Origin of the sequence: Paraburkholderia phenazinium (genome assembly GCF_900142845.1) — a bacterium.
Classification (GTDB): Bacteria; Pseudomonadota; Gammaproteobacteria; order Burkholderiales; family Burkholderiaceae; genus Paraburkholderia; species Paraburkholderia phenazinium_A.
Window position 1 is genome coordinate 2,583,374 of the sequence record NZ_FSRU01000001.1, and the last position, 16,433, is coordinate 2,599,806.

Here is a 16,433-nt window from a genome sequence, read left to right on the forward strand (position 1 = left end):
AAAGCACCATAAGGAGAAAGGCCATGATGCCTGTTCGCCGCGACCTTCGTTTCGCTTTACCCCCTGAGCGTGCCTGCGACTGGCATCAGCAGGGTTCACACGTGACGCACTTTTTCAACGCGCTCTCGCTGCTGTTTCCCGCCGGCGAGCGCTTTTTCATGGACAGCGTGCGCAACTATCGCGACCGCATCCACGATCCGGTGCTGAAAAAGCAGGTGCTCGGCTTCATCGGCCAGGAAGCGATGCACACCCGCGAGCACATCGAGTACAACGATCTGCTGCAGAACGCCGGACTGCCTGCGCACAAACTCGACCGGCGTCTCGCGATGTTCCTCAACCTCAATCGCAAGATGCCGAAGTCGTTTCAACTGGCGATGACCGTCGCGCTCGAACACTACACGGCCATGCTGGCCGGCCTTCTGCTGGAGGACGACACGCGCGTGGGCGGATCGGTGGAAGGCTACGCGCAGATGTGGACCTGGCATGCGCTCGAAGAGACCGAGCATAAAGCGGTCTCGTTCGATGTGTGGAACACCGTGGTCAAGCCCGGTCTCGGCCGCTACCTGCTGCGCACCGGCACCATGCTGACCGTCACGCTGGTGTTCTGGCTGATTGTGTTCGACTACCACGTACGCCTCCTGATCGCCGATCGCAAACGCGGCGGTCATCTGCGCGGCATGGGGCGGGTCGTCAAGTTCCTCTACGGACCGAGGCACGGCGTGTTTCCGGGCATCGCCATGGAATGGCTGCGTTTTTTCAAGCCGAGCTACCACCCGTGGGATCACGACAATCGTGCGCAACTGACGCGTATCGACGGTCTCGTCGCCGCGGTCGATTCGGCCAACGCCGCCAATCCGGCCGCGCTGAAAGCAAGCCGCCGCGGCGTGCGGGCGGTCGCGTGATACGCGACGCGCTGGTCGTCGACGCCGGCGACGTACGCCTCGCGGTGTACGTCAGCGGGCCGCGCGAAGCACCACCGCTGGTGCTGGTGCATGGCTATCCGGATTCGGCTGCGGTGTGGGAACCGTTGCGGGCGCAACTAGACCGGCGCTACCGCGTGATTACCTACGATGTACGTGGCGCCGGCGCCTCGGAGGCGCCGCCTCGCCGGGCCGGCTATCGTCTCGAGCGGCTCGCCGCCGATCTCGCCGCCGTCGCCGATGCGACCTGCGGTGGCGAAGCGTTTCATCTGGTCGGCCACGACTGGGGGTCGATCCAGAGCTGGGAGGCCGTCACGAGCGTGGCGTTCGAAGGCCGCATTGCGTCGTACACGTCGATCTCCGGCCCGTGTCTCGACCATGCCGCGCTCGGCCTGCGCGGCCACGGCGGAGCGTCCTCCGGGCAACCCGCCGCGCGGCGAATCGCGAACGGTCTAAGGCAAGCGCTGAAGTCCTGGTACATCTATCTGTTTCATCTGCCGCTCTTGCCGGAGCTCGCATGGCGTGGCGGCGTCGCGCGTGGCTGGCCCCTGTGGTTGCGCTTCTCCGAGCATGTTCGCGTTGAACGCGACCCCGCCCAGCTACGCAATGGCCTCAACGGTCTGAACCTGTACCGGGCCAACTTCATCGACCGCCTGTTTCATCCCCGTGCGCGCCGAGCCCATGCGCCGGTGCAATTCATCGTGCCCTTGCGCGATCATTACGTGGGGCCGGCGCTCTCGCTCGGGCTCGAACACTGGCTCGGCGACTATACGCGCGAGCCGATCGACGCCGGCCACTGGGTCGTGCTGCGCGATCCCGCGGGCATTGCCGCGCGGATCGACCGCTTCGCCGCTCAACATCCGCCGCTTGCGAGGGTGAACGGCGTCAGCGCGTTCGCGGCAAGCGCGTGAACAGCGTGGGGTAGTCGATCACCAGGCCGTCTTCGTCCACGGTCAGGTTGGCGCTGAAGTGGCGAAAGATCCCTTCATAACGATATTCGCGGTTCAAGGCGATGCACGAGTAGGCTTGCTCGACGCGTGTGACCTGCAGATCCGGTGTCGAGATGTACGCCACCTCGATCGGCCGGCGCTCGCCTTCGGCCAGTTGCAGACGGCGGATGGGCAGCGTGTTGGTAAACGGCGTCGCCGCGATATCGATGTCGATACAACCTTCTATGGCAGCGAGCGTGCCGCCCTGGCCATCGCGCCAATGACCCTCGCCGTCGCCGTGCAGCTCCAGTTCGCCGCCGCCCGTGATCTTGAGGAAGGCGTAGGTGACGTGCCAGCGCGGATCGCAGCGCACCCGGTAGTACAGGCCGTAAGCCTTCCCATAGCGCTGCCCGACCACGACGCTCTCCACGAAGAACCCTTCGTCGCGCGCATCGAACGCCAGGTGTTCGATGCCGTCGCCCTCTTCCGATGTCCAACGTACTTCACGCATGGTTTTGCCTCCTTGAGGATCGGCGCGGCGGGCACGGGTTCGCAAGCGTCTGCGCACGAGGCCGCGCGTGCCGGAGAACTATCGTAGCAAGACCGGGCGGTGTGCGCTGTCCACGCAACGCGCATCGCAAATAGCCACTATCATCGCGCCGGGATGACGGGCGCGACGCGGCTGCCCTATGCTCGCGGTTCGCAAAGCATCAACCGCAACGCCTTCGCGGCACGCGGCCCCTCCACTGAGCCACATCGCCACTCCGTCGCACTGCCTCGCCACCATGCACGCAGCATCCCATCCAGCAGAATCCGCCGCGCTGCGCACGCTGTTGCGCAGTCTCGGTCAGATCGTCCTGCAGCGCAACGCCTTCACCGGCGCATGCCTCGTCGCGGCATGGCTCGTCAGCGACCCGCGTCTCGCCTGCGCGGCGCTGAGCGGCGCCGTGGCGGCCAATATCGGCGCGGTGCTGGCCGGCCACTGCGAAGCCGATACGCGCGACGGACTGCACGGCTTCAATGGCGCCCTGGCAGGACTCGCCGCATTCACCTTTATTGCCGACGACGCCACCGCCGCCGCAGTGGCGATTCTCGCGGGCCTCGTCACGGGCTGGGGCATCGAGCCGTGGTCACGCTGGCTGCGCACGCGAGGCGCGCCAAGCGTCTATTCGAGCCCTTGCCTGATCGTCACCTGGCTGTGGCTGCCGTTGCTCAAACCCGGTGCAGCGCCACCTGGACCCGCCCACCTCGCCGCCTTTTCCCGCATCCCGGACGGCGTGCTTGCGGGACTCGCGCAGACAGGCTTTGCAGCGGGCGCGATAGCGGGCGTGCTGGTGCTGGCCGGCATCGCTGCGTCGTCGTACCGGCTGGCAGCGTGCGCGCTGGCAGGCGCAAGTATCACCAGCGCGGCGCATCTGCTGCTCGGCGCGAGCCCTGCCTCGTTTGACGCAGGCCTGCTAGGATTCAACGGCGCGCTGACGGCGCTCGCGCTCGCCGAAGCCGGCTGGATCGCGGCGCTCGGAGCAATCCTGCTGGTGATCGTTCTGCAACAGTTGGCGTCGCGCTACGGATTGCCGGCCATGACGGCGCCGTTCGTGGCCGCGACGTGGAGCGTGCAGGCACTGGTGCGCCGCTGGCAGCACGGCAAGCGCGCGCGCACCCTGCTCAAGCCAGCCCACTCGCGACGGCCGCCGCGCTCGGTCACGCGCACCGGTTAGCCGTCAGGTAACGGCCGTTTTACCCGCAACCCATGGATGGGATCGAAGACATCATGTCGTTCACTCACACGCCCGCCGGACGCATCGCCGCGGCGGGCCCATTGTCCGCCGCGGAACAGCAGACCCGCGTCGATCTGGCCGCCGCCTATCGGCTCGCCGCGTTAAACGGCTGGGACGACCTCGTCTATACGCACATCTCCGCGAGCGTCCCCGACGAGCCGGGCCACTTTCTGATCAATCCGTTCGGCCTCGCCTTCGACGAAGTCTGCGCCTCCAACCTGGTGAAGATCGATATTGCCGGCCACATCGTCGGGGCCAGCGAGCATCCGGTCAACGCCACCGGTTTCGCTTTGCATGCGGCCGTGCACGCGGCACGCGCCGACGCGTTCTGCGTCATGCATCTGCACAACACGGCCGGCATCGCGGTTTCGTTGCAGCCGGCCGGCTTGTTGCCGGCATCTCAGCACGCGCTGCGTTTTCATCGACAGCTCGCCTATCACGAGTACGAGGGGCTGGCGTTCAGCCCGGCAGAGGGCGAACGGCTTGTAGCCCATCTCGGCGACAAGTCCGCCATGCTGCTGCGCAATCACGGCACGCTGACTGCCGGCCGTACGGTCGCGGAAGCCTACGTGCTGATGGCGACGCTGATCAAGGCCTGTGAGATCCAGTTGCAGGCGCAAGCCGGCGGCATGGAGCTGGTGCTGCCGTGCGCCGCGGTGGCGGACCGCACGGCCGAGCAACTGTATGACGGCGGCGCCGTGGAAGGCACGCTGGAATGGCCTGCGCTGTTGCGCAAGCTGGATCGCATCGACGGCTCGTATCGCAACTGACGCGTGCGCGTGCGTGCGCCTGCATTCGTTCTCGACACCCCATTGACCATCAACTTCATTCACGGAGAATCCCCATGCCTACGTTTCATGTCGAACTGTTCGAAGGACGCACGCTCGAGCAGAAACGCAAATTTGTCGAAGCCATCACGAAAGCGACCTGCGACTCGCTCGGGGTCGAGCCGAACTCGGTCGAGATCATCCTGACCGACGTGAAGCGCGAAAACTGGGCAACGGGTGGCAAGCTTTGGAGCGACGCCTAGGCCGGCCATCGCTGCATGCGATTGCGCCTGGCGCGGACACGCGCTGGCGCTGCATGCAAAAAAAGACGGCGTCACCGCATTGAAGCGGGACGCCGCGAGACCACACTCGCGTGTCGGGGTCGATCACACGAGAGCCCCGACAATATCCGTTGCCTGAGCGCCCCTCAAGATGCAAAAACTGCGTTTGTAACGGCGCAGCAGGTAGTCCTTACGTCCGAGGAAAGCCTGCGTCAAGGCACACCCGCATCGCACGGGCCTGCGAGTGCCGACTCATATCGTCGGCACCAAATGTCAATTTACAGATTCAAACACTTCTTACCATCGCGTAGGACGCCATCCTGCGTCGTCCCCCACTCCGAGGCCGCCTGACGCCTCCCAAAGCTAGCCATTCGGCCGATGCCCGGAACGAATTCATTCCGTTATCCTGAGTTTCTCCTCCGGTAGCAAAGGCGCCTCGCCTTCCCCGCTCCTGATCCACGCTCACGATGCGGCTGGCATCTCCAGATTCCACGCAGATGCCGCCGCGAAAATGATTCGATCGGTCTGAAGAGGGGCTGAAGAGGGGCTTGCTTGACGGTAACATATTTGTTATGATGGATTCCAATGGCATTTGAGATCGACTTTTATAGTGAGAAGGTCAAAACCCAGGTGGCTTCGTTGCCCAAGACATTGCTGGCGCGCTTCATCACGCTGGCCGATCGAATGGAGCAATACGGTCCGAATCTCGGGGAACCGCACACCCAATCCATGGGCGGCGGCCTCTTCGAGATGCGGTTGAAAGGAGCAGAGGGAATTGCCAGAGTGTTCTATTGCTCGGTCGTGGACTGTCGTGTCGTCATGCTTCACGCCTTCGTGAAGAAGTCGCAAGACACGCCGCGAAACGAACTGGAAGTGGCTCGTACAAGATTGCTGGAGGTCAAACGTGGCAACGTATAAGGAATTGCGGAAGTTGGCCCTCGCGGACCCTGAAGTCCGCGCGGAAGTAGAACGGCTGAATCGCGAAGAATACGCCGTGCTCGACCAGATGCTCGCGGCACGTCACGCCGCCGGGTTGAGCCAGGCGCAGGTCGCCGAACGCATGGGCACCCACGCGCCGGCCGTGACGCGGCTCGAGCGCGCGCTGGAGTCGGGTCAGCATTCGCCGTCCATCGAAACCTTGCGTAAATACGCCGCCGCATGCGGCAAGAAGCTCGTCATTACCATCGCCTGATCTAAACCAACCGCGCCTGGCAGCGTCTGCTGCAGCGCGGTGTATTGACGCAGTTTCCATTTCGAGTGCCGCATCATCATGTGCGGCGCTCCGGCAAAAATTTGATACTGATCAACGATTTAGTATCTCTAAATCGTCACATCAGCAGTTTCTGCGCGGCTTTTCGACGCACGTCGCGATGCAGCAAAATACTGCGCATTCCCCTACTCTTGCGCGATCTGCACACACTGCAGTGCGCACCGACAACGGTCGACGCGCGTAGGCTGTTTTCCGGCATTAGCGCTATGAACCCCGCTTCGACAATTTCCGCATTTGACCTGGCGCGCATTCAGTTCGCGTTCACGGTCTCGTTTCATATCGTCTTTCCCGCCCTGAGCATCGGACTCGCCAGCTTCATCGCGGTGCTCGAATGGCGCTGGCTCAAAACCGGTAAGGCCTACTACAAAGATCTGTGTCTGTTCTGGTCGAAGATCTTTGCAGTGGCTTTCGGCATGGGCGTCGTTTCCGGCGTCGTGATGAGCTACGAGTTCGGCACCAACTGGTCGGGCTTCTCCCGTTTCGCCGGTCCGATCACCGGGCCGCTGCTGATGTACGAGGTCATGACCGCCTTCTTCCTCGAAGCGGGCTTTCTCGGCATCATGCTGTTCGGCTGGCAGCGCGTGGGTCCGCGCGCGCATTTCGGCGCCACGCTGATGGTCGCCGTCGGCACGCTGATCTCCACCTTCTGGATCCTCGCCTCCAATAGCTGGATGCAGACGCCGCAAGGCTTTGCTGTCGAAAACGGCCATGTCGTGCCGCTCGACTGGTTCAAGATCGTCTTCAACCCCTCGTTCCCGTACCGGCTCGCGCATATGGCGCTGGCTGCATTTATCGTCGCAGCGCTGGTGGTGGCCGCCGTGGGTGCGTGGCATCTGCTCAAGGGCCGCCGCGACCCGGCCGTGAAAAAGATGTTTTCCATGGCGCTGTGGCTGCTGTTGATCCTCACGCCGATCCAGGCCTTCGTCGGCGACCAGCACGGCCTGAACACCCGCAAGTACCAGCCGGCCAAGATCGCAGCCATCGAAGGCCTGTGGAACACCGAGAAAGGCGGCACGGCGCTCAACCTGTTCGGCATTCCCGACATGAAGGCCGAGACCACGCGCGATGCAATCTCGATCCCGCATCTGGGCAGCCTGATTCTCACGCACAGCTGGAACGGCGAGATTCGCGGCCTGAAGGAATTCCCGCCTGAGGACCGGCCGGATTCGACCATCGTGTTCTGGAGCTTCCGCGTGATGGCAGGGCTCGGCGTGCTGATGATCGTGATGTCGATCACCGCCTGGGTGCTGCGCCGGCGCGGCAAGCTGTATGACGCGAAGTGGTTTCAAAAGCTCGCGGTCGCGATGGGCCCGAGCGGTTTCATCACGCTGCTGGCCGGTTGGGTGACCACGGAAGCCGGTCGCCAGCCATGGGTCGTGTACGGCGTCATGCGCACCTCGCAGGCGGTGTCGCCGCTCACCACGCAGCAGGTGGGCATCTCGCTGATGGCCTTCGTGATCGTCTACTTCCTCGTGTTCGGCACCGGCATCTACTACATGCTCAAGCTGATGCGCTCGGGTCCGGCGTTGCCCGGCCAGACACCGCATGGCGTACCCGCTCACTCGCCTGGCACACCCGCACGCCGCCCCATGCCGGCCGCCGATCGACTGATCGACGCAGCCTGAATCACACCGTACCGAGGTTAGAAAATGGATGTCACCGTAGTGTGGGCCGCGATCATCGCGCTGGGCCTCTTCATGTATGTGGTGCTCGACGGCTTCGATCTGGGCATCGGCATCGTGTTTCCGTTCTTTCCCGATGAGAAAGAGCGCAATCTGATGATGAACACCGTCGCGCCCGTCTGGGACGGCAACGAGACCTGGCTGGTGCTCGGCGGCGCCGGGCTGTTCGCGGTGTTCCCAGTGGTCTACTCGACCGTGTTGTCGGCGCTGTATCTGCCGCTGATTTTCATGCTCGCCTGCCTGATCTTCCGGGGCGTGTCGTTCGAACTGCGCGCCAAGGCGAACCGCACCAAACATCTGTGGGATCTGGCGTTTATCGGCGGCTCGGCCGGTGCGGCGTTCTTCCAGGGCATCGTGCTGGGGTCGTTCCTGCAGGGCATTCCGGTCGTCGACGGCAGCTATGCGGGCAGCGCCTTCGACTGGCTCACGCCGTTCAGCCTATTGACAGGTCTTGGACTCGTCGTCACGTATGCGCTGCTCGGCTGCTGCTGGCTGGTCGCCAAAACCGAAGGCGATCTGCAGCGCCGCCTGCATCGGGTCGTGTGGCCGCTGACCGTCGTCCTGCTCGCCTTCATCGCCATGGTCAGCCTGTGGACGCCGCTGCAAGATCCCAATATCGCGCAGCGCTGGTTTGCGTCGGGTCTGTTCTACCGTCTGCTGCCCGTGCCGTTCCTCGTCGCGGTGTGCGCGTTCTTCATGCGCCGGGCGGTGCGCGAGCGGCATCACAAGACGCCTTTCGTGCTGGCGCTTGCGCTCGTGCTGATCGGCTATCTGGGCCTGCTGGTGAGCCTGTGGCCGTATGCGATTCCGTCCAGCATGACCCTCTGGCAAGCGGCCGCGCCGCGTTCGAGCCAGATGTTCACGCTGGCGGGCGCCGCGGTGATCATTCCCATCATCCTGACCTATACGACGCTGGGTTACTGGGTATTTCGCGGCAAGGTGAGCCATGACGACCAACATCACTATCACTAAGCCGCAGCAGCCGCCCGCCGCGCCCATGCGGCGCGCGCTGCCCGGCTGGGTCTGGTTTATCACGCTGTGGTGCGTCGGCGTGGGGGGCGCCATGTCGCTCGGCTTCGCCTTCAAGATCCTCATGAACCTGACGCTCTTCGCCGTGCGGTGACGGACGGCCGCCGGTCATGCCGTCACGTGGTCACGCGGCCATCCGGGGGACGGCAAGGCGGACGCAATTGTTAAACCTCACATCCGGTGCTTTAAAATCGGGCGAACATGCACGTCTATGTAGCAGGCCGCAGCCAATCCGGTCGTCAGGTGAAGGGATGCGAACCGGCGTGCCAGACAACGCACGACCGGGCCGTCCCGCCGGCAGCGCAGGAAACTTCCTCGCCGCCGGCACCGGCACCGTTTGCTGCTGCGCGGGGGATCCGTACAGGAGCCGAAGACGCCGCCCGAGCGCCCTGAGAGACACCCGTAGACGCCGATCAAGCATATGATCGCGACATCGGGTGGTGAAGCACCAGCAACGCAACGTTAGAACATAAGCCTTGCAGTCAGGAAGGCACGGGGTAGAGAAGGCCACGCTTGGCCAGGCGGCCTGACGGGACGGATGGCGCAGGACGGGGGACGCGCCATCCGCGTCCGGCATCGGCGGAATAACGGTGGAAAATATTAACGCGCAGTGCCGACACGCGGAGACATCATGAAGTTTCTAGTGGCCGACGACCATGAACTGATCCGCCAGGGCGTCAAGGGATTGCTACGCGGACTCGACCCGGACGCGCAGTTCGACGAGGCCGACACCTGGGAGTCGCTCGCCGCCGCCGCGCGGCCCGACGCCGATCACGATCTGGCGATCGTCGATCTGCACATGCCCGGCATGAGTGGCGCGGCATCCCTCGAAATTCTCCTCAAAGAACATCCGGCCTTGCCGGTGGTGGTGCTTTCCGCCGAAGAGTCGCCCGATGAAATGCGTGCGGTCCTCGCGGCCGGCGCGCTCGGCTTCGTGCCGAAACGCCAGCCCGCCAGCGTCATGCTGAAGGCGATCGAGCTCGTGCTGTCCGGCGGCGCGTATGTGCCGATGGAAGCATTGAGCCTGCTCGGCACGCGTGAAGCCGCGGCGCAAAACGCACCGGCCGGCACGGCCAGCGCCAGCGCAGCGACCGCGACCGCCGCCCCCTCATTGACCGAACCGCTTGTCCAGGTCACCGCGCTGCAGCCGCATCAGCAGCATCTGCTGGAGAATCTCTCGCCGCGGCAACAGGACATCATGCGGCTGGTGCACCGCGGCTGGACCAACAAGATGATTGCGCGCGAGCTGGGTGTCGCGGAGGGGACCGTCAAGGTGCATCTGTCGGTGATCTTTCGGGCGCTTGGCGTTCACAACCGCTCCACCGCGATTGCGGTCATCAACGGCTGGCTCGAAGCCGGGAAGACGCTTTAGGGCGGGCTACGCCGTCGCCCTGGCGCCGTCGCGTTGCGCCTGCTGCCACAGCGTCTCCAGCGTGCGCCGCAGGCGCGCCGGCGTGACCGGCTTGTGCAGCACCGGAATCCCCTGGGTCGCAAGCATAGCCAGTTCGCCCGAGGCCATATCGCCGGTAATCAGCAGCATCACGGCGCCTTCGTGTCCGTTGCGCTGCAGCGCGTCGCGCACCGCGCTTAGCGCCTGCGCGCCGGTGCGGTGGTTCGCCAACTGGTAGTCGCATAGCACCGCGTCCGGCACGAAGCCCTCGGCGAGCGCCCGCAGTGCCAGCGCTTCATCGCGCACGCCCTGCGCCACACAGCCCCAACGTCCAAGCAGACTCGTCAGTCCTTCGAGAATCGAGGGGTCATCGTCGATGCACAGTACGTGCCGTCCCTGCGCCGACGGCCCGCCCACCACCGCGTCGCTCAGGCTCGCCACAATCCCGTCCGGGTCGCCGGCCTGAACCGAAAAGCGGAACACCGAGCCGCGCCCCGGCGCCGAGCGCAAAGCCAATTCGCCGCCCAGCAGGCCAACCAGCCGCTTGACGGTCGGCAGGCCGAGGCCATGCCCCTGACGCGCGTCGCGCTGCGGATTGGCGACCTGATAGAACTCCTCGAAGATGCGCTCCTGCTCGGCCGCGGGAATGCCGATGCCGGAATCGCGTACCTCGATATAGCCGCCGCCGCGCCGGCCGGCGCGCCGCAGGCCCAGCCAGATCGCGCCGTCCTCGGTATAGCGCACCGCATTCGAGAGCAGGTTGCTCAGCACCCGTTCGAGCAGCACCGGATCGTCGTGCACAACCATCGTGGTGGGCGCGATGCGCAGCGCCAGCCCCTTCGCCGCCGCCTGCGGCCGGTACTGGCTGCCGACCCGCTCGAACAGTTCATCGAGCCGGAAATGCAGCCGGATCACCTGGGTGACGCCGCTTTCGAGCCGCGCCAGATCGAGCACCTGATTGAACAACTGGTTGAGCGCTTCGACGTTGTTGACGATGTGCGCCGCGGTCTTGCCGTGCTGCGCGGGGGTCACGGAGGCGTCGTTGAGCGAGGCCGCGAGCAGGCCGATGGCATGCAGCGGCTGACGCAGATCGTGGCTCGCCGCGGCAAAAAAGCGGGTCTTGGCGAGACTCGCCTCTTCGGCGACCTGCTTTTGCTCGGCCAGCGATTCCGCCAGTTGCTGCTGATCGACGCGCGCCTGCACGACCCGCTGGAACAGCTTGCGATAGCTCACCGAATAGATGTTGATGGCGCAAAAGAAGAACGCGAGGACGATCGCGAGAATGGTGCGGTCGAAGTTATGGCTGCCGAACAGCAGCACGATAGCCGGCAGCAGGACGAAGATGATGCCGGTCGAGAAGTTGAGCACGTCGAAACCGTTCGACATGAACACGCCTGCCGCCAGCGTCACCAGCATGACGGTGTGCAGCACCGGCAGATCGGCCTGGTGGCTATGAAACGCGAACCAGATCGCGAGGCCCGGTGCGCTGTACAGCAGCACGCCGCGCAACGCGTGCAGCCTGATCCAGTTGCGCGCGGTGAGCGCGTCCGGCCGGCGGCGGCGCCACAGCCACAGCCCTAGCGAGGCGCAGTTCGCTACCGCATAGAACGCAAAGCAGGCGAAGAAGCGCTGCGGATACGGCATGTCGTCCCAGTAGATGGACACGAGCACCGCGATCGCAAACCAATGCGTGAAGAACGCCATGGCGTCTTGTGCATACAGCACACGCACCAGGTCTTCGTCGATCGCTCGCTGGATGGGATCGCCCCGCATCGTGCTGTCTCCATGCGCGTTTGGTTTACCCGGCAGTTTACCTGTCAGCTATCACTTAATCCATATAGGCGAAAGCGCGCGCAAAAACCATACTGAAGTCACTTTCCAGCGCGGCCGAAAGTCTTCCCAGACGGCCTTCGCCGCCCCCTTTGCGGGGTCCGCCGCGCGCCTTGCCCCATCCTTCGACGGAGGCTTTCATGGGCGCTGTACCGAGCCGCGAGTTCGTCCGCAACCTGGACAATGCGATCCTGCCCGACCTGTGGCGTCGTCGTACCCACCTGTCCGGCGACGAAATGGTGTCGATGGTCGATCTGGTCAAGCGGGCGCTGCGCACCTACCATCCGCTCGAATTGCAGGCGCTCGGCGAGGATAAGGAAGAACTGGTCGCGCAGTTCATCTTCTCCCGGGTGCTGCGCCTCACCCCCGGCCATTCCGATACCCACGCCTGCCCCGAAAGCGCGCCGTCCAACGGCTATGCCCTCTGTGCGTATTTCCGCCGCTATCTGATCGACTGCCTGCGCAGCGCCTGCCATCAGCGCAACGTGTCGATGGAAAACGAAGGCATGGAACAGGAAATCGACCTGCACGCCCATGCGCTCGAAGACCCCGTCGAAAGCGTCCTGCTGCAGTACGGCCTCGACGAAGCGCGCGTGCGCCTTGCCGCGCGCACCTTTATCGGCGGCCTCGACGAGCCGGAGCGGATCGTGCTGGCCGGCAGCCTCGGCTGGTGCTCGGAATGCAAAGGTGGACTGTCGGCGGTGGCTGCACAGCATCGCGTGCCCTCGTATCACTATCGCGCCGTCAAACTCGGCGTCACCATGAAAAAGACGGGCGACGCCGGCGATTTTTCCAATACGAAGATCGGCCGCTGGCTGATCGACGTGCTCGGCATCGAGATCGAAGCCGAAAACCGCGCAGCCATTCTGATCGCGCTGAACCTGCTCGCCGCCGAATCGAGCGACAGCGAACTGAATGAAGTGGCCGCCTAATAGCACGGCGCCACGCTCGCAGGGCGGCGTACCGGTATCGAACCGCCGCCGCGTGCCGCGCGATGTTGCTTTGTTTGCAGCCGGTCACCGCCTACGATAAGAAAGCCGCGCAGCGCTCAGGCATCCTCACCAGTCAGGGCTCCCCCACCCTGAATCACCGTTGTGTCACGAGGTGGTCATGATGAACCGCTTATCCAGCGCCATCGAAGCGCTGCAGCCGCACTACGAAATCGTGATTGTCGGGTCGGGCTACGGGGGCGCCATTGTGGCGAGCCGGATGGCACGCGCGGGGCGCAACGTGTGCCTGCTGGAGCGCGGCCGCGAATTCATGGCGGGCGAGTTTCCTGCCACGCCGCTCGAGGGCGCCGGCCAGGTGCAGTACAACACCGGGCTCGCGCAGATCGGCTCGCCGCTCGCGCTGCTGGAAGTGCACGTCAATCCCGACGTCAACGCGGTGGTCGGCTGCGGCCTGGGCGGCACCTCGCTGATCAATGCCAACGTGGCGCTGCGGCCCGATCCGCGCCTGTGGCAAGACCCGCGCTGGCCTGCCGCCGTGCGCGCCGACCAGGCGGGACTCGCCGCCGGCTATGCGCGCGCCGAGGCCATGCTGCAGCCCTCGCCCGTGCCGGCCGACTTCCCTTCCCTGCCCAAGCTCAATGCGCTCGCCCGTTCGGCGCAGGTGCTCGGCATGGAGGACCGTTTCTCGCGGCCGCCCATTACGGTCACCTTCCAGGACGGCAAGAACGCGGCGGGGGTCGAGCAGAAGCGCTGTGTCGGCTGCGGGGATTGCAACGCCGGCTGCAACCATGAGGCGAAGAATTCCACCCACATGAACTATCTGCCCGACGCCGTCGCGCACGGCGCGCAGATTTTCACGGGCGTGGCGGTACATTCCGTCGTACGCGACGAGGCCACCCGACAATGGCGCGTGCGCTATCAACTGGTGGGCCTTGGGCGCGAAATCTATGACGCGCCGGAGCTTGCCATCAGCGCGGACATCGTGATCCTGTCCGCGGGCACGCTCGGCTCGACCGCCATCCTGTTGCGCTCACGCGAGGCGGGACTGCCGGTGTCCAGCCAGCTCGGCCAGCACTTCACCGGCAACGGCGACGTGCTCTCATTCGCGTACAACACCGAAGTGCCGATCAACGGCATCGGCTGGGGCGCGCACAAGGAGGGAGAAATTCCGCCGGTGGGGCCGACGATCACCGGCCTGATCGATCACCGCAACACACCCAACGTGACGGACGGCTTCGTGATCGAGGAAGGCTCGCTCGCCGGACCGGTTGGGCTCGCGATGATGGGCGTGCTGGGCCTCGCCGCACCGGCCGAGGGCGTGAAGGTGCCCGAGCTGGCGTCGCGGAGCGGCTCGCTGGACGCCGGCGCTCGTATCGTCGAAAGCCTGCTGCGCGGCCCCTATCACGGCGCCATGAATCACACGCAGACCTACCTCGTGATGGCGCACGACGACGACAGCGGGCAGATTGTCGTCGAACAGGGCCGGCCGCGCATCCGCTGGCCCAACGCCGGCAAGCAGCCCATCTACGCCACCATCGAAAAGACTCTCGAAGCGGCCACCGTGGCGTTAGGCGGCGAGTACGTGCGCGATCCGATTTCCGCGAGGCTGCTCGGCGACGGCCTGGTGACGGTCCATCCGCTAGGCGGTTGCGGAATGGCGGAGGCGGCGGAAAACGGCGTCGTCGATCAGGCGGGCCGCGTGTTTTCCGCCGCGACGGGCACCGACGTACACCCCGGCCTGTACGTGATGGACGGCGCGGTGGTGCCGCTCTCGCTAGGCGTGAATCCGCTCCTGACCATCTCGGCGCTGGCCGAGCGCAACTGCGCGCAACTCGCCGCGGCGCACGGCTGGCCGATCGACTACACGTCGCCAGGCGACGTCGCCCCGCCGCCGCCGCAGAAGATCGGCCTGCGCTTCACCGAAACCATGGTCGGCAGCTATGCGCCCGGCGCGCCGGCAGACGGCCCGGCCGACGCGCCTGCGCCCGACGCCAGCCCGATGAGCTTCACGCTCACCGTCGAATCCGACGATCTCGCCGAGATGCTCAGCAGTCCGCAGCACGCCGCGCACACCGTGGGCACACTGACGTGTCCGGCCTTGTCGGCACAGCCGATGACGATTGCCGACGGCCTCTTCAATCTGTTCGTCGTCGACGAAACCGAGGTCGACCGGCGCGACATGAATTACCACATGACGCTCGAATCGGTGGAAGGCACGCGCTATTACCTGTTCGGCCAGAAGATCATCACCCGCTCGTCGCTGCTCGAACTGTGGCCGCAGACCAATACGCTATACGCGCAGATCCGCACCTCCGAGGCGGCGGATGCGCCCGTGATCGGCAAGGCGACGCTCATCATCACGCCCGAGAACTTCCTCAGGCAGATGCGCACCATCGAAGTGACGAACACGCCGGATCTCGAGACGCGGCTCGACTGGACGCTGAAGTTCGGCAAGTTCTTCGGCGGGGTGCTGTTCACGGAATATGGCGGCGTCGCGGCGCCGTTGCAGTTCCTCAGCACCGACGCCGCGGCGCCGCGTCTGAAGCGTGCATTGCGCGCACCCGCGCCGGAGCTGACGTGGTTCAACACGTCTGAGCCGCCCAGCAAGACACTGAAACTGACGCGCTACCACGCGGGCGATAAAGGACCTGTGCTGCTGATTCACGGTTCCGGCGTGTCGAGCCGGATCTTTGCGACGGACCTGGTCGAGACCAACCTCGTCGAATTCATGTGCGCGACCGGCTACGACGTGTGGCTCGTCGACCTGCGCGTGAGCATCGAACTGCCGAGCGCGCTCGAGCCCACCACCGCGGATGCGATTGCCCGCGAGGACATTCCGGCCGCAGTGGCGAAGGTCAGGCAGCTAACGGGCGCAGCGCAGATTCAGGTGGTGGCGCACTGCTTCGGCGCCGTGGCTTTCTCGATGTCCCTGCTGTCGGGACTCACTGGCGTGCGCTCGGCGCTGCTGTCGCAGGTGTCCGCGCATCCGATTCCCGGCGCAATGCAACGCATCAAGGCGGGCCTGCATATGCCGGAGATTCTCGAGCATCTCGGCGTACGCGATCTCACGGTCCTGACACGCGCCGGCAACTGGCCGGACAATCTGCTCGACGAGGCGCTGCGGGTGTATCCGGTCGGGCACGATGAAGGCTGCGGCAACGCGCTGTGTCATCGCGCGACCTTCCTCTACGGTCTGGTCTACGAGCATGCGCAGCTCGGCGAACAACTGCATGCCAATCTGCAGGAATTGTTCGGCGTGCACAACGTCGAGCTATTCGTTCAACTCGCGGCGATGGTGCGCGCGGGACACGTGGTGGACGCGGACGGCATGGACGTCTATCTGCGCAACCTCGAGGGCATGAACTTGCCCATATGTTTCATTCACGGCACCGAGAACCGCTGCTACCTGCCGATCAGCACGGCGAAGACCTATGACTTGCTGGTGAGTCGCTTCGGCGCACAGCAATACGAGCGGCATCTGATCCCGGGCTATGGGCATCTCGACTGCATCTTCGGCAAGAATGCGGCGGTGGATGTTTTTCCGCTGATCGTGCGGTATCTGGATGCGCAATGAAGCGTGTGCCGTCAGGTTGAGTCGTTCGTGGAT

At 64.8% G+C, this 16,433-nt stretch carries 16 protein-coding genes; 13 read left to right on the plus strand and 3 right to left on the minus strand.

Going from position 1 to position 16,433, the window contains the following annotated elements; all coding sequences use genetic code 11:
• Window positions 1-23 precede the first annotated feature (23 nt).
• Window positions 24-902: a metal-dependent hydrolase gene (locus BUS12_RS11215; protein ID WP_074295763.1), complete on the plus strand. Its 879-nt coding sequence runs from the start codon at window positions 24-26 to the stop codon at window positions 900-902.
• A complete protein-coding gene (locus tag BUS12_RS11220; protein WP_074295764.1) occupies window positions 899-1,831 on the plus strand; it encodes an alpha/beta fold hydrolase in 933 nt (310 codons plus the stop codon). Before BUS12_RS11215 ends, BUS12_RS11220 begins: the two co-directional genes overlap by 4 nt.
• Here BUS12_RS11220 and BUS12_RS11225 read toward each other — a convergent pair.
• Window positions 1,806-2,360 carry a putative glycolipid-binding domain-containing protein gene (locus BUS12_RS11225; protein WP_074295765.1) on the minus strand — a complete coding sequence of 185 codons (555 nt, stop codon included), beginning with the start codon at window positions 2,358-2,360 and terminating at the stop codon, window positions 1,806-1,808. The two genes, BUS12_RS11220 and BUS12_RS11225, sit on opposite strands and share 26 nt — an antisense overlap.
• A gap of 274 nt (window positions 2,361-2,634) precedes the next feature.
• Here BUS12_RS11225 and BUS12_RS11230 point away from each other — a divergent pair, with 274 nt between their 5' ends.
• From BUS12_RS11230 to BUS12_RS11265, 9 genes are all read left to right on the plus strand, one after another.
• On the plus strand, window positions 2,635-3,567 hold the full coding sequence (locus BUS12_RS11230) for an urea transporter (protein WP_074295766.1): 933 nt from the start codon (window positions 2,635-2,637) through the stop codon (window positions 3,565-3,567).
• A gap of 50 nt (window positions 3,568-3,617) precedes the next feature.
• Window positions 3,618-4,397: a class II aldolase/adducin family protein gene (locus BUS12_RS11235; RefSeq protein ID WP_074297367.1), complete on the plus strand. Its 780-nt coding sequence runs from the start codon at window positions 3,618-3,620 to the stop codon at window positions 4,395-4,397.
• Window positions 4,398-4,471: 74 nt separating this feature from the next.
• Window positions 4,472-4,657 (plus strand): 4-oxalocrotonate tautomerase, encoded by a 186-nt coding sequence (locus BUS12_RS11240; RefSeq protein WP_074295767.1) that lies wholly within the window; start codon window positions 4,472-4,474, stop codon window positions 4,655-4,657.
• A gap of 603 nt (window positions 4,658-5,260) precedes the next feature.
• Window positions 5,261-5,593 carry a type II toxin-antitoxin system RelE/ParE family toxin gene (locus BUS12_RS11245; protein ID WP_074295768.1) on the plus strand — a complete coding sequence of 111 codons (333 nt, stop codon included), beginning with the start codon at window positions 5,261-5,263 and terminating at the stop codon, window positions 5,591-5,593.
• Window positions 5,580-5,867 carry a helix-turn-helix domain-containing protein gene (locus BUS12_RS11250; protein ID WP_074295769.1) on the plus strand — a complete coding sequence of 96 codons (288 nt, stop codon included), beginning with the start codon at window positions 5,580-5,582 and terminating at the stop codon, window positions 5,865-5,867. The genes BUS12_RS11245 and BUS12_RS11250 overlap by 14 nt, the downstream gene beginning before the upstream one ends.
• Before the next feature lie 284 nt (window positions 5,868-6,151).
• Window positions 6,152-7,570: a cytochrome ubiquinol oxidase subunit I gene (locus tag BUS12_RS11255; RefSeq protein ID WP_074295770.1), complete on the plus strand. Its 1,419-nt coding sequence runs from the start codon at window positions 6,152-6,154 to the stop codon at window positions 7,568-7,570.
• 24 nt (window positions 7,571-7,594) lie between these two features.
• Window positions 7,595-8,599 (plus strand): cytochrome d ubiquinol oxidase subunit II, encoded by a 1,005-nt coding sequence (gene cydB / locus BUS12_RS11260; RefSeq protein ID WP_074295771.1) that lies wholly within the window; start codon window positions 7,595-7,597, stop codon window positions 8,597-8,599.
• Window positions 8,574-8,750, plus strand: a complete 177-nt coding sequence (locus tag BUS12_RS38765; RefSeq protein WP_171991627.1) for a hypothetical protein — start codon at window positions 8,574-8,576, stop codon at window positions 8,748-8,750. Before cydB ends, BUS12_RS38765 begins: the two co-directional genes overlap by 26 nt.
• Before the next feature lie 537 nt (window positions 8,751-9,287).
• Window positions 9,288-10,028 (plus strand): response regulator transcription factor, encoded by a 741-nt coding sequence (locus tag BUS12_RS11265; RefSeq protein WP_074295772.1) that lies wholly within the window; start codon window positions 9,288-9,290, stop codon window positions 10,026-10,028.
• Window positions 10,029-10,034: 6 nt separating this feature from the next.
• Here the strand turns inward: BUS12_RS11265 and BUS12_RS11270 are convergent, their stop codons facing one another.
• Window positions 10,035-11,819 carry a hybrid sensor histidine kinase/response regulator gene (locus BUS12_RS11270; RefSeq protein WP_074295773.1) on the minus strand — a complete coding sequence of 595 codons (1,785 nt, stop codon included), beginning with the start codon at window positions 11,817-11,819 and terminating at the stop codon, window positions 10,035-10,037.
• A 55-nt stretch (window positions 11,820-11,874) separates the two neighbouring features.
• Entirely contained in the window at window positions 11,875-12,018 is a 144-nt protein-coding gene (locus BUS12_RS38770) for a hypothetical protein (RefSeq protein WP_171991628.1), read from the minus strand.
• On the opposite strand from BUS12_RS38770, the gene BUS12_RS11275 reads away from it, so the two are divergent.
• Together BUS12_RS11275 and BUS12_RS11280 are read left to right on the plus strand one after the other, a co-directional pair.
• The gene (locus BUS12_RS11275; RefSeq protein ID WP_074295774.1) at window positions 12,017-12,808 is read left to right on the plus strand and encodes a hypothetical protein; all 792 of its coding nucleotides are present in this window, start codon (window positions 12,017-12,019) and stop codon (window positions 12,806-12,808) included. The genes BUS12_RS38770 and BUS12_RS11275 overlap by 2 nt on opposite strands.
• A gap of 181 nt (window positions 12,809-12,989) precedes the next feature.
• Window positions 12,990-16,400, plus strand: a complete 3,411-nt coding sequence (locus BUS12_RS11280) for a GMC family oxidoreductase N-terminal domain-containing protein (RefSeq protein WP_074297369.1) — start codon at window positions 12,990-12,992, stop codon at window positions 16,398-16,400.
• Window positions 16,401-16,433: the final 33 nt, after the last annotated feature.

What these genes read in the sequence shown, in the direction of transcription:
- BUS12_RS11215 (WP_074295763.1), top strand. Translation starts at nt 24, where the DNA reads ATGATGCCTGTTCGCCGCGACCTTCGTTTCGCTTTACCCCCTGAGCGT.
- BUS12_RS11225 (WP_074295765.1), bottom strand. Translation starts at nt 2,360, where the DNA reads ATGCGTGAAGTACGTTGGACATCGGAAGAGGGCGACGGCATCGAACAC.
- BUS12_RS11230 (WP_074295766.1), top strand. Translation starts at nt 2,635, where the DNA reads ATGCACGCAGCATCCCATCCAGCAGAATCCGCCGCGCTGCGCACGCTG.
- BUS12_RS11240 (WP_074295767.1), top strand. Translation starts at nt 4,472, where the DNA reads ATGCCTACGTTTCATGTCGAACTGTTCGAAGGACGCACGCTCGAGCAG.
- BUS12_RS11245 (WP_074295768.1), top strand. Translation starts at nt 5,261, where the DNA reads ATGGCATTTGAGATCGACTTTTATAGTGAGAAGGTCAAAACCCAGGTG.
- BUS12_RS11255 (WP_074295770.1), top strand. Translation starts at nt 6,152, where the DNA reads ATGAACCCCGCTTCGACAATTTCCGCATTTGACCTGGCGCGCATTCAG.
- cydB (WP_074295771.1), top strand. Translation starts at nt 7,595, where the DNA reads ATGGATGTCACCGTAGTGTGGGCCGCGATCATCGCGCTGGGCCTCTTC.
- BUS12_RS38765 (WP_171991627.1), top strand. Translation starts at nt 8,574, where the DNA reads ATGACGACCAACATCACTATCACTAAGCCGCAGCAGCCGCCCGCCGCG.
- BUS12_RS11265 (WP_074295772.1), top strand. Translation starts at nt 9,288, where the DNA reads ATGAAGTTTCTAGTGGCCGACGACCATGAACTGATCCGCCAGGGCGTC.
- BUS12_RS11270 (WP_074295773.1), bottom strand. Translation starts at nt 11,819, where the DNA reads ATGCGGGGCGATCCCATCCAGCGAGCGATCGACGAAGACCTGGTGCGT.
- BUS12_RS11275 (WP_074295774.1), top strand. Translation starts at nt 12,017, where the DNA reads ATGGGCGCTGTACCGAGCCGCGAGTTCGTCCGCAACCTGGACAATGCG.
- BUS12_RS38770 (WP_171991628.1), bottom strand. Translation starts at nt 12,018, where the DNA reads ATGAAAGCCTCCGTCGAAGGATGGGGCAAGGCGCGCGGCGGACCCCGC.
- BUS12_RS11280 (WP_074297369.1), top strand. Translation starts at nt 12,990, where the DNA reads ATGAACCGCTTATCCAGCGCCATCGAAGCGCTGCAGCCGCACTACGAA.